Annotated in this window: 15 protein-coding genes; 12 read left to right on the plus strand and 3 right to left on the minus strand. The window is 60.0% G+C overall.

The features are described 5' to 3' along the window. Window positions 1-50: 50 nt before the first annotated feature. On the minus strand, window positions 51-551 hold the full coding sequence (gene tpx, locus CCX46_RS16155; RefSeq protein ID WP_122844115.1) for a thiol peroxidase: 501 nt from the start codon (window positions 549-551) through the stop codon (window positions 51-53). A gap of 337 nt (window positions 552-888) precedes the next feature. On the opposite strand from tpx, the gene CCX46_RS16160 reads away from it, so the two are divergent. Then, entirely contained in the window at window positions 889-1,314 is a 426-nt protein-coding gene (locus CCX46_RS16160; RefSeq protein WP_122597854.1) for a YciI family protein, read from the plus strand. A gap of 112 nt (window positions 1,315-1,426) precedes the next feature. Here the strand turns inward: CCX46_RS16160 and CCX46_RS16165 are convergent, their stop codons facing one another. Further along, the gene (locus CCX46_RS16165; protein ID WP_127928012.1) at window positions 1,427-1,636 is read right to left on the minus strand and encodes a cold-shock protein; all 210 of its coding nucleotides are present in this window, start codon (window positions 1,634-1,636) and stop codon (window positions 1,427-1,429) included. 491 nt (window positions 1,637-2,127) lie between these two features. Continuing rightward, a complete protein-coding gene (locus CCX46_RS16175; RefSeq protein ID WP_127928014.1) occupies window positions 2,128-2,496 on the minus strand; it encodes a DUF6124 family protein in 369 nt (122 codons plus the stop codon). A gap of 651 nt (window positions 2,497-3,147) precedes the next feature. On the opposite strand from CCX46_RS16175, the gene CCX46_RS16180 reads away from it, so the two are divergent. The 11 genes from CCX46_RS16180 to CCX46_RS16230 are packed head-to-tail and all read left to right on the plus strand — an operon-like array spanning window position 3,148 to window position 15,314. After that, window positions 3,148-3,936, plus strand: coding sequence for a hypothetical protein (locus CCX46_RS16180; RefSeq protein WP_127930408.1), 789 nt, complete (start codon window positions 3,148-3,150; stop codon window positions 3,934-3,936). 10 nt (window positions 3,937-3,946) lie between these two features. After that, entirely contained in the window at window positions 3,947-5,398 is a 1,452-nt protein-coding gene (locus CCX46_RS16185) for a DUF1254 domain-containing protein (RefSeq protein ID WP_127928016.1), read from the plus strand. A gap of 13 nt (window positions 5,399-5,411) precedes the next feature. After that, complete coding sequence (locus CCX46_RS16190; RefSeq protein WP_127928019.1) at window positions 5,412-6,815, plus strand: DUF1254 domain-containing protein; 1,404 nt, start codon at window positions 5,412-5,414, stop codon at window positions 6,813-6,815. Window positions 6,816-6,827: 12 nt separating this feature from the next. After that, window positions 6,828-7,778: a SphA family protein gene (locus tag CCX46_RS16195; protein WP_127928021.1), complete on the plus strand. Its 951-nt coding sequence runs from the start codon at window positions 6,828-6,830 to the stop codon at window positions 7,776-7,778. Between the two features lie 23 nt (window positions 7,779-7,801). Then, window positions 7,802-8,782: an AAA family ATPase gene (locus CCX46_RS16200; RefSeq protein ID WP_127928023.1), complete on the plus strand. Its 981-nt coding sequence runs from the start codon at window positions 7,802-7,804 to the stop codon at window positions 8,780-8,782. Continuing rightward, window positions 8,779-9,714 (plus strand): DUF58 domain-containing protein, encoded by a 936-nt coding sequence (locus CCX46_RS16205; protein ID WP_127928025.1) that lies wholly within the window; start codon window positions 8,779-8,781, stop codon window positions 9,712-9,714. Before CCX46_RS16200 ends, CCX46_RS16205 begins: the two co-directional genes overlap by 4 nt. Further along, on the plus strand, window positions 9,711-10,313 hold the full coding sequence (locus tag CCX46_RS16210; RefSeq protein ID WP_127928027.1) for a DUF4381 domain-containing protein: 603 nt from the start codon (window positions 9,711-9,713) through the stop codon (window positions 10,311-10,313). Before CCX46_RS16205 ends, CCX46_RS16210 begins: the two co-directional genes overlap by 4 nt. Continuing rightward, window positions 10,300-11,292, plus strand: coding sequence for a vWA domain-containing protein (locus tag CCX46_RS16215; protein WP_127928029.1), 993 nt, complete (start codon window positions 10,300-10,302; stop codon window positions 11,290-11,292). Before CCX46_RS16210 ends, CCX46_RS16215 begins: the two co-directional genes overlap by 14 nt. 1 nt (window position 11,293) lies before the next feature. Beyond that, window positions 11,294-12,874, plus strand: coding sequence for a VWA domain-containing protein (locus CCX46_RS16220; protein WP_127928031.1), 1,581 nt, complete (start codon window positions 11,294-11,296; stop codon window positions 12,872-12,874). Then, on the plus strand, window positions 12,871-14,295 hold the full coding sequence (locus CCX46_RS16225) for a BatD family protein (protein ID WP_127928033.1): 1,425 nt from the start codon (window positions 12,871-12,873) through the stop codon (window positions 14,293-14,295). Before CCX46_RS16220 ends, CCX46_RS16225 begins: the two co-directional genes overlap by 4 nt. Further along, window positions 14,292-15,314 carry an HAD family hydrolase gene (locus CCX46_RS16230; RefSeq protein WP_127928035.1) on the plus strand — a complete coding sequence of 341 codons (1,023 nt, stop codon included), beginning with the start codon at window positions 14,292-14,294 and terminating at the stop codon, window positions 15,312-15,314. Before CCX46_RS16225 ends, CCX46_RS16230 begins: the two co-directional genes overlap by 4 nt. The last annotated feature ends 58 nt before the right edge of the window (window positions 15,315-15,372 follow it).

Consider the following 15,372-nt stretch of genomic DNA (forward strand, 5'->3'; position numbering starts at 1 on the left):
AAATGAAAACGGCCTGGACAGGGCCAGGCCGTTAACAATTGTAAAAGCGCTTACTTGAGAACGGACAGTGCCGCTTCGTAGTCAGGCTCTTCAGCGATTTCCTTGACCAGTTCGCTGTGCAGGACGTTGTCGTTTTCGTCCAGAACCACAACGGCGCGAGCGGTCAGGCCTTTCAGCGGGCCGTCAGCGATGGCCACGCCGTAGTTCTCGATGAACTCGGCACCGCGCAGGGTCGACAGGTTCTGGACGTTTTCCAGACCTTCGGCGCCGCAGAAGCGCGCTTGGGCGAACGGCAGGTCAGCCGAAATGCACAGCACTACGGTGTTTGCCACTTCGTTGGCCTGAGCGTTGAACTTGCGCACGGAAGTGGCGCAGGTCGGGGTGTCAACGCTCGGGAAGATGTTCAGTACTTTGCGCTTGCCGGCAAAGTCTTTCAGGGTGACGTCGGACAGATTGCCGGCAACCAGAGAAAAGGCTGGCGCCTTGGAACCGGCTTGTGGCAACTGGCCGTTGACTTGAACCGGATTGCCTTTAAGGGTGACTTGAGCCATGACTTGAGTCCTTCTGATGTTTTGATTGGAAAGCATGCAAGAGGCCGAAGTTAACCACGAAATGTTTCAAGCACCTATGCCCTTTGATGAAATTGTTGGGTGCCTGCGCGAAAAATTGTATACAAAACTACCGCTATTCCCACTGTGGGAGCGAGCCTGCTCGCGAAGGCGCTGGATCAGTCAGCATAAATGTCGAATGTGACGACCTCTTCGCGAGCAGGCTCGCTCCCACATTGGATTCTGTGGTGTTACTGGTCTTTTATTTAGGATCCCTGTCGATTCACCGCTGGCCCGTTCGACTAAACAACGAATCCCCACAATCCTCGGAGTCACCGCCATGCGATTCATGATCCTTGTCAAAGCCAGCGCCGATTCGGAAGCCGGCATCATGCCCAGCGAAGAACTCATCACCGCCATGGGCAACTTCAACGAAGAGCTAGTCAAAGCCGGCATTCTCATCGACGCCGACGGCCTGCACCCGAGCAGCAAAGGTGCGCGTGTGCATTTCTCCGGTGACAAACGCACGGTCATCGACGGGCCGTTCATCGAGACCAAAGAGTTGGTGGCGGGTTACTGGATCTGGGAAGTGAAATCGAAAGAAGAAGCCATCGAATGGGTCAAGCGCTGCCCTAACCCGATGCCAGGCGAGTCCGATATTGAAATCCGCCAGATATTCTCCGCCGAAGACTTCGGCGCCGAATTCACCCCCGAAGCACGTGCGCAAGAAGAACGCGTTCGCGAACAAGCCAAGAAAAACAGCTGAACCGGACATCCCATGTAGGAGCTGCCGAAGGCTGCGATCTTTTGATCTTGTTTTTCCAGATCAAACATCAAAAGATCGCAGCCTTCGGCAGCGCCTACAAAAGCAGTGATATTCAGATCGCCTGGATATTTGAAGCTGCCAGTCCTTTGGCCCACTGCGTAATCCCGAACGCAACCCTCTGGCCTTCTTTTAGCGTTTTAACTTCACTGGAACTAATCGCAGAAACGTGCGCATACAGATCCTCGCCCCCTCCATCTGGTGTAATAAAGCCGAACCCCTTTCCATCGTCGAACCACTTCACTGTTCCCGTAACCGTATTCATATTCGTCTCCTTTCATTTTTTTCGCGCATGCCAGATTTCTGCGCGTCACCCAGCAATCAAACGCCTTCCCTCTCACCACGACAACTGTCAAACCTGACAGGGTGTAAATATCACCAGTACTCACGTCAACTTCCAACCCGAACGCTTTAGTACACGCTCTTCTTGATGGTTTGATCGTTCCCACGCTCTGCGTGGGAATGCCTCAAGGGACGCTCCGCGTTCCAGCTTGCGAATGTGACGCAGAGCGTCAAGGGCTGCATTCCCACGCAGAGCGTGGGAACGATCATTCAAGAGAGATCAATTCTTGAGTTCGACGTGATCCAGGGCATGATTCACCGCGAGTTCACCAGCATTACGATTTGTCTTGATCGTTCCCACGCTCTGCGTGGGAATGCCTCAAGGGACGCTCCGCGTTCCAGCTTGCGGATTAGACGCAAAGCGTCAGGCACTGCATTCCCGTGCAGAGCGTGGGAACGATCATTCAACAGAGATCAGTTCTTGAGTTCTACGTGATCCAGGGCTTGGTTCACCGCTAACTCCCCCAACATGACGACCTGTGCGATCCCCAGTGCAGTCTTGCGGTGCGAGGTTTCCAGCGATGCGGCGAAGTTGATCAGCATTTCGCTGGCCGAGCCGAGGGTTTCGCTGGCGTTGGCGAGCAGGGATTCGGTGTTGTACCTGGGATTGGCGAGGTACATGGGTTCCGGCTCGTTGGCGCTGGACATGATGTGGGCGGAGGGGTTGAGGTAGAAATCGAGGGCGCGGTCGGCGGCTTCGTGGAGTTTTTTGCTGTCGACTGAGGCGTAGGGGGATGTGGTGTCGGCGTCTGATTCTGGGGGATTGGGTGTTGGTTTTTTCATGGTGTAACTCCACTGGAAAGTTGGAGCTGCCCCATTCGGTTTCCGGACGAAGAGGTGGCAGCTGTACGCAGGTTGGAAACCCGGGCAGCGGCGACCCGGTCGACCCGAAGGTCTCCCGCGCACAGCCGCCATAACGGAGTGCACACATTCGAAGTGCGCAAGGATACGTTATGAAAGGCGTGTACGCGCCACTAATACCCGTCGGGGTTTCCAGTCCCGGTCGCTGATTTGGCAGCGACGAACACAGGCTAGAGACCCGACGTCCGACGGACAACCTGAAAACCTTGTGGGAACGTTCCGCAAAATCGAAACAACCTTTAAACATCCCGAATTGAAATACGCACAGGTAGGAGCTGCCGAAGGATCGGGCCGCGATCGGACGATCTTTTGATTTTGCATTTAAAAAACAAGATCAAAAGATCGCAGCCTCGTTTCACTCGACAGCTCCTACACCGTAAGCAATGGAATAGTTGGTACACAATCACCTGTGAACCCGTAGACAAAACCAAAGAATTAATCCATTCGACTGGCTAACTCCCGATTAGCTGCTAGCGTCATTCAGACGTGTCCTACAGGCTTGATAAGAAAGGGATTACGCAGTAACGGCCGCGAAGTGCCAAGTATCCAAAAGCCACCAGGGAATCGGGGATGATGTTCAATCGAGTGGGGAAAACTCTTTTTCTGGCGAGTTCGCTGGCGGCTGCGTGTTGCGCGCAGGCGGATAACGCCGAGGACTCTAACAAGAGCAACAACCCGTTGAACATCGCGCCCGGCGCGAATCTGCAGGATTACTACACCCCTAAGCTTTACGACAGCAACGCGCACAGCAATGACGTGTTGCTGCGCGGCACCCTGCCGATTGCGCCCAACGATTTCATCGGCGTGCCGCAACTGGTTCGCGCGACGCTGCCGATCAGCACCCGCCCCGATCCGCACAAGGGTTACAGCACCGGAATCGGCGATCTGAACCTGTTCGATATTTTCATTCTTAAATCCGAAGGCGTGCAACTGGGCGTGGGCCCGTTGATCACCGCGCCGACCGCCGAACAGGACGAACTCGGCACCGGGAAGTGGCAAGGGGGTCTGGCTGCGGTGGCTATCGACGCTTCGCCGCGCGGCCTGCTCGGCGCGCTGGTGCAGTACCAAAGCTCGTTTGCCGGCGACAACGATCGCCCTCACGTCGAAAGCGCAACCCTGCAGCCGTTCATCATCCATAACCTGGAAAAAGGCTGGTACCTGCGCTCCACCGGCACCTGGACTTTCGACCTGAAAAACGACACGCACTACATCCCGCTCGGTCTGGGTGTCGGCAAAGCCTGGAAGTCCGGCAGCAACATTCTCAACGCCTTTGTCGAGCCGCAGTGGACGGCCGACCGCAAGGGCGATGGCCTGCCGCAGTTCACCCTCTATGCCGGTCTTAACGTGACGTTCGGCAAATAAGGAATTCGCTATGCACGCAACCCTCAAAGCCGCCGGTTTCAGCTTGATGACGATGTTTGTCAGTTGCGGCGTCGGCGCCCAGGACCTCGATACCCCTATAGGCAAGATCGCTATGGAAGGCGAGCTGCCGAGCCATGACTCGATTGCCAAACTGTACGCCGAACTGGATTTCCAGCAGGCGACCCAGAGTTATCTGTGGGCCTTGCCGCTGGTGTCTTATGCCCAGTGGCAGGAAGAGTTTCGCGACAAGCTCGGCGCGCGCAGCGGCGATCTGATGGTACTCAACAGCTACGAAGACAAGCTCGGGGTGATCACCGCCAACGCCACTACCCCGTACATTCTCGGCTTCGTCGATCTGAGTGAAACCGGGCCACTGGTGATCGAGTTGCCGCCGGGGCCGACCGCTGGCGGCATCGGTGATTTCTGGCAGCGGGCGATCATCGACATGGGGCAGACCGGCCCCGATAAGGGCCAGGGCGGCAAATACCTGGTGCTGCCACCCGGTGCCGAACCACCGGCAGATGCCGGCCGATACTACCTGGCGAAATCGGAAACGATGAACGTGCTGGTGGGTTTCCGTGTGCTCGATCCGGACCCAGCCAAGGGCAAGGCACTGGTCGAGAAGTTCAAGATGTACCCCTACGCCCAACGCAACAAGCCGGGTGATACTCGCCTGCTCTCGCCGCAAGGCAAACCTTGGTCCGGCACGCAACCTCAAGGCATCGCCTACTGGGAACGCCTGCACCAGATCATTCAGAAAGAACCGGTCAACGAGCGTGACCGGTTCTACATGGCGATGCTTGCGAGCCTCGGTATCGAAAAGGACAAACCCTTCAACCCCAACACCCATCAACGTCAGGCCCTTGAGCAAGGTGCGCAGGTCGGCGAACTGATTGCCAAGGCCAACACCTTCGCCAAGCGTTTTCCTGACGCTCAGTATTGGCCCGACCGGCACTGGGACACGGTGCTGAACATCGCCGAGCCATCCCAACGCGTGGCCTATTACGACCAGTTGTGGGAACGCAGTGCCTGGTTCTACGAGGCGGTCACCAACACCAAAGGCATGGTTTCCAAAACGCCGGGGCTGGGCCAGACCTACCTCGGCGCCTACACCGATGCCAAGGGTGACTGGCTCGACGGTGGCAAGAGCTATCGCCTGCACGTTGGCGCCAATCCACCGGCCAAACAATTCTGGTCGATGACCGTTTACGACATCACCAGCCGCGGCCTGATCGACAATCCGCAGCGCAAGGCCGACCTTTCTTCGCGTCAGGATTTACAGAAGAACCCCGACGGCTCGGTGGACCTGTACTTCGGTCCGACCGCGCCCAAGGGCTTGGAAAGCAACTGGGTGCAAACCCTGCCCGGCAAACACTGGTTCAGTTATTTCCGTCTGTACGCGCCGACTGAAGCGTATTTCGACAAGAGCTGGAAACTCGACGACATCACGCTCGCGCAATAAATAAGGACGTACCATGCACACACGCATTCTGTTGCTGACCAGCCTGACCCTCACCCTGAGCACCAGCGTCCTGGCCGATTTCAGCGCCAGCCGTGACGAAGCCCGGGGCATTGCCAAAGAGGCCTACCTCTACGGTTTCCCGGTGGTCGAGATGTACAAAACCCTCTACACCCAGGCTATCGACAGCAAAAGCCCCAACTACAAGGCCCCGCTGAACCAGATCGGCAACACGGCGAAGGCCTTCACCGCCAAAGACACTGCGTTTGTCACGCCCAACGCCGACACGCCCTACTCCTTCGTCTGGATGGACTTGCGCACCGAGCCGCTGATCCTGACCCTGCCGCCGATCGAAGAACACCGTTATTACTCGGTGCAACTGATCGACGCCTACACGCAGAACTTCGCCTATCTGGGCACGCGCAGCACCGGCAACAACGGTGGGCATTTCATGATTGCCGGGCCTGACTGGCAAGGTCAGCAACCGGTCAACATCGACCGCCTGCTGCGCAGCGAAAGCAACATCACCTACGCGCTGTACCGCACGCAGTTGTTTGATGAAAAGGACCTGGCCAAGGTCAAGCAGATCCAGAAAGGTTACAAGGTCGAAACCCTCAGCCATTACGTCAAACAGAAAGCCCCGGCCCAGGCACCCAAGGTCAGTTGGCCAAAACCGACGCCGACCATGAGCGAAACGCCGGAGCTGTTTCGTTACCTGAATTTCATGCTGGCGTTCACCCCGCCGCAGGATGTCGAAAAGGATCTGCTCGCCCGCTTCAGCAAAATCGGCATCGGCGCTGGCCAGCCGTTCGACCTGAAGAAACTCTCAGCCGAGCAACGCAAAGCGCTCGAGGACGGCATCAGCGATGCCAAAGCCGAATTTGCCGCGTTCAAAAAGGACAAGGTCGACACCCATCAAGTGACCAGCGGGGATTTCTTCGGCACCCGCGATCACCTCAAGGGCAATTACCTGTACCGCTTCGCCGGCGCCAACATGGGCATCTTTGGCAACTCAGCTGAAGAAGCGAATTACATCGGCTATTTCGTCGACAAGGACGGCCAGCCAGCCGACGCCTCGAAACACGATTACACCCTGCATTTCGACAAGGGCGCCCTGCCCCCGGCGGACGCGTTCTGGTCGCTGACGATGTACGACGGCAAGACCAAACTGTTGACGGCCAACCCGCTGAATCGCTACCTGATCAACTCGCGAATGCTGCCGGATCTTGCGCTCGACGCCGACGGTGGCTTGACCCTCTATGTCCAGCACAGCAATCCCGGCAAGGACAAACAGGCCAACTGGCTACCAGCGCCGAACGGGCCGTTCTACGGGATCCTGCGTCTTTATCTGCCGAAACCAGAAGTCGCCAGCGGTGAATGGAAAATGCCGTTGCTCAATCCAGTCAACTCAAAACAATAAGCGGAGTTTTTGATGATCAAGCCCAACGTTGTGCGCCCGCTGTTGGCGCTGTGCATGATCGGCAGTCCTCTGCTTTACGCAGCTGAGGGCGGCGTCGGCCGACCGATTACTGGTCAGCAGGTGTTTTCCAATGCCGGGATCGTCCCGCCGGAGCCGGGCTGGGTGGTCTCGGTGACCAGCATCTGGTACGACGGCTCGCTGAAAGGCAGCCGTGGTGCGCCGATCTCCGGTGAAGTCAGTACCGGGCTCGACCTGAAGGTGTCCTACACCATGACAAACCTGACGCATGTGTGGGACACCGGCAAAGGGCCATGGAATTTCGCCTCCGCCATCGGCATCCCGCTGCAGTACACCGACATCAATGCGGCCATCACCGGGCCTCGTGGACGGACCCTCGGCACCAGTGATTCCGGCACGCAGTTCGCCGACCCGCTGATCACACCGATTGCCGCCGGTTATCACTTCGACGAACTCAACCACATCGCGTTTTCGCTGCCGATCTATGTGCCCACCGGGGCCTACAACAAAGACCGGCTGGCCAACCCCGGACAGAACAACTACACGTTCATGCCGACCGTGGCCTTCACGCATCTCGACGGCAAGGGTGGCGAATTCACTCTCTCCAGCGGGCTTGAGTTCTACACCGAGAACCGCGCCACGGATTATCGCAACGGCAACATTTTCACCCTCGATGCGTTGTGGACCCACGGATTGGGCAGCGGCTGGAGTGCCGGGCTGGCGGCCGGCTACATCCAACAGATCACCGATGACAAAGGCGACACTGCCGATTTCCTGCACGGCTATCGCGGACGCGCGGTGGGTGCCGGCCCGGTGATCGGCTGGGCCGGCAAATTCGCCGACGCGCAAGCCAACATCAGTGCGCGGTGGGTACCGGAGTTCGACACCAAGAACCGCCCTGAAGGCAACGGCTTCAGCGTCAACCTGACCCTGGCCTTTTTCTAGACCGGACACAAAGGACTGCCCCCATGACTGCGCTTACCGACCTCAATGCCCTGCAAGCCAGCATCGCCGAAGCCGTACTCGGCCAGGATCAGGTGATCCGCCAGATCCTCCTCGGCCTGTTGGCTAACGGTCACTTGCTGCTGGAAAGTCTGCCGGGGCTGGCCAAGACCCGCACGGTCAAGGCGCTGGCCAAACACCTCGACGCGAAGATGAGCCGCATCCAGTTCACCCCGGACTTGCTGCCCTCGGACATTACGGGTGCCGAGGTGCTGCATCAGGTCGAAGGCAAAAACGAAATCCGCTTTCAGCCGGGGCCGCTGTTCGGCAACCTGATCCTCGCCGACGAGATCAACCGCGCGCCGGCCAAGGTGCAGGCGGCACTGCTCGAAGCCATGGAAGAACGCCAGATTACGGTGGCCGGCAACAGCCATGCCCTGCCCGACCTGTTTATTGTGGTGGCAACGCAAAACCCGATCGAACAGGAAGGCACCTATCCGCTGCCGGAAGCGCAGATGGACCGTTTTCTGATGAAAGTCCTGCTCGATTACCCGAGCGCCGAGAACGAAAGTCAGGTGCTGCGCCTGCTGCGCAACGAAGAGTTCGCTCAGGGCGCCAGCACCACGTCTGCCAAAGGTTTCAGCCTGCCGCAGGACGTGATCTTCGCCGCCCGCAAGGAAGTCAGCGCAGTACACGTGTCCCCGGCGATCGACAGCTACCTGATCGACCTGATCAACGCCACCCGCCACCCCGCCGATTACGACGAAGACCTCGCGCGCTGGATTGCCATCGGCGCCAGTCCGCGTGGCGGCATTGGTCTGGATCGTTGCGCGCGCGCCGATGCCTGGTTGCAGGGTCAGGACTTCGTTTCGCCGGATAACGTGCGCGCGGTGGTGCACCCGGTGCTGCGCCATCGCCTGCAATTGAGCTACGACGCGGTGGCCGACGGCGTCAGTGCCGATCAGGTGCTCGACCGGATCCTCGATAAAGTGGCGATTCCGGCATGAACGATGAAGGTCTGGTCTACGTCTCTCTCGCGCAATTGATGGCGCTGGAATTCAAGGCCCGTGACCTGAGCTTTCTCGCCCGGCAACCGCGCGGCAGCATCCTCGCCGGCAACCATGCTTCGCGCCTGCGCGGGCGTGGCTTGAATTTCGATGAGCTGCGTCGCTATCAGCCGGGCGACGATTTGCGTCACCTCGACTGGCGCGCCTCGCTGCGCACCGGCAAACCGGTGGTGCGTACCTTCACCGAAGAGCGCGACCGCCCGGCGTTGATCGTCGTTGATCAGCGCATGTCGATGTTCTTCGGCTCGCAACGCAGCTTCAAATCGGCCCTCGGCGCCGAACTCGCGGCACTGGCGGCGTGGATGGTGTTCAACGCCGGCGATCGGGTCGGCGGGCTGGTGTTCAATGATCAGCGCATCGACAGCGTGGCGCCGTTGCGCAGCCGTAAACGCGTGGAAGCCTTGCTCAGCCGTATTGCCGAACAGAATCAGGCGCTGAGCGCAGCCAACCCGGACGCTGAAGACGAAGATCAGCTGGACAAGGTCCTGCAGCGCTGCCTCGCCCTGGCCGGGCATGATCATTTGATCTGCATCGTCAGCGACTTCGCCGGGGCTGGCGAACGCACCTTGCAGTTGATGCGGCAATTGTCGGCGCACAACGATGTGATCGCGCTGCAGGTCTACGACCCGCTGGCCATGAAGCTGCCAACCAATGGCCGCCTGCTGGTTACCCAAGGCGAATTGCAAGTGGAACTGGCGGTGGAAAAACGCAACGTGCACCAACCGTTGGGGGACTTTCTCAGCGGTCGCCTGCAGGACGTTGCGACCCTGCTGCGACGCAGTCAGGTGCCGCTGATGATGTTCAGCACCGCCGAAGAGGCCCATACGCAACTGCGCGCAGAGCTGGGCAAAAGTGCCGGGGCAAAACGATGAATCCGCAGATCCCCAGCATCGAACAGCTCAAGGAGCTGAGCCTGCCTGCACCGGTCAGTTACGCGCCGCAGACGTGGGGTTGGTGGGTGTTGCTCGCCGGTCTGGTTTTGGCCGCGTTGTTGATCGGCATTCGGCGCTACGTGCAATGGCGCAGGGACTCTTATCGGCGTGAAGGCCTGGCGCGTCTGGCGCAATTGCGCAGCCGCAGTGATGACTTGAATGCTCTGCGCGAATTGCCGGAACTGCTCAAGCGCGTGGCGCTGTCGATGCCCACCCACAATCCTACCCGCTGGAATGCAACCCCTGTGGGAGCGAGCTTGCTCGCGAAGAGGCCGGCACATTCAACATCTGTGGTGTCTGACACACCGCTTTCGCGAGCAAGCTCGCTCCCACAGGGGGTTGCAGCGCGTGGGCGGGAGGATTGGCAAGTCTTTTTGCAACAACACTGTAAGCAACAGCTCCCGGCAGACTTCAGCACACAACTCGCGCAACTCGCCTACGCCCCCGACGACACCCTGCGCGCCCTCCCCGCGCCGCAACGTCAGGCGTTGTTCGACACCTGCCAATCGTGGATGGAGTATCACCATGTGGCAGCTTGATTACCCCTGGCTGTTGCTCCTGCTGCCGTTACCTTGGTTGGCGTACCGCTATCTGCCCGCCTACAACGAGGCTCGCAGCGCCGTGCGCGTACCGTTTTTCGCCGCCATGAGTCGCGCGGTCGGTGAAGCGCCGGGCATCGTCGGCAACCGGCGCAATCATTGGCAATTGCTGTTGAACGTCCTCGTTTGGGCATTGATTCTGCTGGCCGCCGCACGCCCGGTATTTGTGGAGAAACCGATCGAACGGCAACAACCGGTGCGCGACCTGATGCTCGCCATCGACCTCTCGCAGTCAATGGAGACTGAAGATTTCACCAACGCCAACGGTGAAAAGATCAATCGCCTCGCCGCCGTCAAAGAGGTGGTGCAAGGCTTTATCGACAAGCGCAAGGATGACCGCCTCGGCCTGATCGTGTTCGGCACCGGCGCCTACCCGCAGGCGCCGCTGACCCTCGACCACGCCAGCCTCTCGCTGTTGCTGGCCGACACCGGTATTGGCATGGCCGGCCCCAATACGGCGATCGGTGACGCGATCGGTTTAAGCCTGAAGCTGCTGGACAAGGCCCACGAGCAGGAAAAAGTACTGATCCTGCTCACTGATGGCAATGACACCAGCAGCGCGATCACGCCGGATCACGCCGCTGAAATGGCCGCGAACAAAGGCGTGATCATTCACACCATCGGTATCGGCGACCCGAGCGCGTCCGGCGAGGCCAAGGTCAACCTGTCGGCGCTGGAACAGATCGCCAAAACCACCGGCGGCCAGTTCTTCCGCGCCGAGGACCGCAACGCACTGGATCAGGTCTACGCCACCCTCGATCGCCTCACCCCGCGCCAGGTGAAAACCCTCAGCCATCAACCGCAACGCGAGTTGTTCTACTGGCCGCTGGGCGCGGCGGTAACGCTGTTGGGGCTGTATCACCTCGGCGCGCTGCTGCGTGTGCGTCTGGCGTTTGCCCGTCAGCGGCAGGAGGCCTGAGATGGAGATCAACCTCAGCGACTTCCATTTCCTCCGCCCCCTATGGCTGCTGCTCGCACTGTTCGGTGCCGTGCTGCCGCTGCTCTGGCGGCGCGGTCGCGACTTGCAACGACGGCTGCGCGGCAATATCGCCGAGCACCTGTTGCCGCATTTACTCATCACCCCTCAAGACCATCAGCGCCTGCGTCCGGTGCATCTGTTGTGCACGCTGTTGATGCTCGGCGCCGTCGCCGCCGCCGGGCCAACCTGGGAACAGGATCGGCCGGACTTTCTTGAGAACCGTGCGCCGCTGATCGTCGCCGTGGATCTGTCGCCATCGATGGACGCCAGCGATGTACAGCCAAGCCGACTGGAAGCGGCGAAACACAAACTGCACGATCTGATCCAGCGCCGCGCCGGCGCCCGTACCGCGCTGATCGCTTACGCCGGCAGCGCCCATCTGGTGTTGCCGCCGACCGACGATCCGGCACTGCTCGACACCTTCATTCAAGCCTTGGGCAGCGGATTGATCGACAAACCGGGCAAAGACGTCGGCGCCGTGATCGATCAGGCGAAGCGCTTGCTCAACGCCGAAAAAACGCCCGGCAGTCTGCTGCTGATCACCGATGGCGCTGATACCGCAGAACTCGACGACCTCGACAAGCGTGTGGGCGACAGTCCATTGCAAGTGCTGGTATTGGCCGTTGGCAGTGAGGACGGCGGCATCATTCACGACGCCAACGGCCAGCCGCGCACCGATGCCAACGGGCGCCCGGCACTGGGCCGTTTCGATCCGGCAGCAATCAAGCAACTGGCCTCCGCTCTCGATGCGCCACTGGGTAGCCTGACCGTCAATGACGATGATCTGGACTGGATCGAGTTGCACGCGCAGCAGCATTTTCAGAGTGCCAGCGCCGAGCAGCGCGAATTGCACTGGAAAGACGCCGGTTACTGGCTGTGCTGGCCGCTGTTGCTGTTGGCCTTGCTCAATGTGCGCAAGGGCTGGAGCGTCAACTGGATGCCCGTGCTGGCATTGGCGATTGGCCTGGGTTGGCCTGCCGCCCCGGCGCACGCCAACGCGCTGACCGATGCGTTTTTCACCCGCGATCAGCAAGGTCGCTGGGCCTTTGAACACGATCACTTGCCGCAAGCCGCCGCGCTGTTTGTCGACCCGTACTGGAAAGGCGTCGCGGCCTATCACGCGGCCGATTACGACCTTGCGCTGGCAACGTTTGCGCGGCTGGACACGCCACAGGCGTATTTCTATCTGGGCAATATTTACGTGCGCCGCTTCAAGTTCGATGAAGCCATCGCCGCCTACACCCAGGCCTTGAAACTGCAACCGCAGTTCCCAGAAGCCACGACCAATCTGGCGCTGGCGCAGGCGTTGCTCAAAGACACCGAAAGTGCCGAGAAAAACGCCCCGGAGACCAAACCCGATGAGGTGAAATTCGACAAGGCGCCGGGTAAGGGACAGAGCAAAAAGGTCGAGACCGAGCAGGCTGCGTCCGATGCATTGTGGCTGCAGAACCTGACCACCTCGCCGGCGAAGTTTCTCAGGCAGAAGTTCAGCTTGCAGGATCAGGTAGGGGCCAAGCCATGAAGCTTCCAAACCCTCCTGCCGCCTTCGCGAGCAAGCTCGCTCCCACAGTGGACTTGTGTACACCCCAGCCCCCCTGTGGGAGCGAGCTTGCTCGCGAAGGGGCCCGCCGGATCACCACAGCTCTGCTGATAGGTCTAGCTAGTGGCCTGTTCACACTTCAGGCCTTTGCCGCCGACCCCCAACTCAAAGTCCAGGCCCACCTGCAACCCGCCGAAGGCGCCATGGTCGGTGGCCTGATCGAACTGCAAATCGATGTCCTCACCGACACCTGGTTCACCAGCGCCGCCACCCTCCCCGACCTGAAACTCGACGGCGCCCTGGTCATGCCCCCAGACGGTCAGGCCCGGCACCTGAATCAAACCATCGACGGCCAGACTTTCAGCGGTTTGCGCTACAGCTACCTGATCACCCCGAACGTCGCCCGCAGGTTCGATATTCCGGCGCTGACCGTGCGCGCCACACCCGGCCAGGCCACGACAGAAATCAGTGCGCAAAGCCAACCAGTGCAGTTCAGCGCCGCCCAGCCACCGGGTTTCAAATCCGGGGAAACACCTTTGGTGGCCAGCGCTTTGCGTTTCACGCAAACCCTCGTCAACTCGGCCACGCCATTAAAAGTCGGCGACAGCATCACCCGCCAACTGACCCTGCAAGCGGACGGCGCACTGGCCATGGCCCTGCCGATTCCAACGCTCGGTGATGTTCCCGGTCTGAGCCGCTATGCGAAAACCCCGCAAGTCACCGCTCTGGACGACGGTCGCGGTGACATCCTCGGCGGTCAGCGCATCGACAGCGTCAGCTACCGCATCGACAAGGCCGGTTCTCACACCTTGCCGGCCATTGACGTGAAGTGGTGGGACGCCAGTACTCGCCAATCGCGCACCGCGCAAGTGCCGGCGGTGACGTTCGAGGCAACAGCCGGCACGCCTTACAAGCCGGTATTTTCGATCAGCGAAGACCTCAAACAACTGGGCCAGAATCACCTGCGTTTCTCCACGCGCTGGCTGTTGTGGCTGACCCTGATCGCCGCTGTCGTTGCCGCCGCCTATCTGCTGCGTCCTGCACTCATCCGCGCCAGAAAAAACTGGCAAGCGCGCCGGCAGGCGCAACAACGGGCATGGCAGCAATCGCCCGACTTCGCCTGGCAACAAATCGATGCACAACTGCAAGCCAGCCCCGCTCAATTGAGCGCGCTGTACCTGTGGCTGCGCCGCAGTCGGCTGGGCCTGAAACTGGTCGACGCCGGCCCACGCCTGCAAGGGCTGTTACGCGGGCTTTACGGTCGTCAGCCCAGTACCGAGCAAACACTCGTTCAACTGCGCGAATCATTGACTACGCTTCACAGTCAGGCCGAACAGCAGCACGCGAAACCGGCCTCGGCCCTGCGCCCGCTCAACCCCGTTCACGAGAAGGATTTCCCATGACGACCGCGCTACTGCACCGCCAACGTTTTGGACTGGCCCTGTTGTTGGGCCTTGCCCTGCCGCTGCTGGCTCAGGCCAACGAGCCACTGCCGTCGTGGAATGACGGCCCGGCGAAGAAGAGCATTATCGCGTTCGTGCAGACGGTGACCGACCAGACCAGCAAGGATTTCGTCAAACCGGCCGACCGTATTGCCGTGTTCGACAACGACGGCACCTTGTGGAGCGAGCAACCGGCCTATTTCGAATTGCTGTTCGCCTTCGACGAGGTAAAGCGCAACGCCGCACAGCATCCGGAATGGAAAACCACCCAGCCGTTCAAAGCGGTTCTGGAGAGCGACCACCAAGCCCTCGCTGCGTCCGGCATGGAGGGCCTGCTGAAAATCGTCGGCGCGACCCACACCGGCATGACCACCGAAGCCTTCGATGATCACGCCAAGACCTGGCTCAGTCAGGCGCGGCATCCAAGGACCGGCAAGCCGTACACCGAAATGATCTTCCAGCCGATGCTGGAAATGCTCGACTACCTGCGCAAACAGGACTTCAAGACCTACATCGTCTCCGGCGGCGATACCGCGTTCATGCGTGCATTCGCCGAGAAGGTCTACGGCATCCCGCCGGAACAGGTGATCGGCACCACCTTCGTCACTTCATTCCAATACAAGGACGGCCAGGCCTCGATCGTGCGCACCCCGAAACTGGCGCACAACGACGACGGCCCCGGCAAACCGGAGAGCATCGACGCGGTGATCGGCAAGCGGCCGATCCTCGCCTTCGGCAACTCCGACGGCGACCTGCAGATGCTGCAGTGGACGGCCGCCGGTTCCGGCAAACGGTTTATGGGGCTGGTGCACCACACCGACGCCAAGCGTGAATGGGCCTATGACCGAAAATCCGATATCGGCCGGCTCGACAAAGCCCTCGATGAAGCAAATTCCCGTGGCTGGACAGTGGTCGACATGGCGTCGGAATGGCGCCGGATCTACCCGTTCGAGTCGCCGGTCACCGGGCAGGTGCAATAAGAAAGCGTGCTGCAGGACTGCAATAAACGTTAGTCGCAATAAACGACCCCCGCGCAAA

The organism is Pseudomonas sp. RU47 (genome assembly GCF_004011755.1).
Classification (GTDB): Bacteria; Pseudomonadota; Gammaproteobacteria; order Pseudomonadales; family Pseudomonadaceae; genus Aquipseudomonas.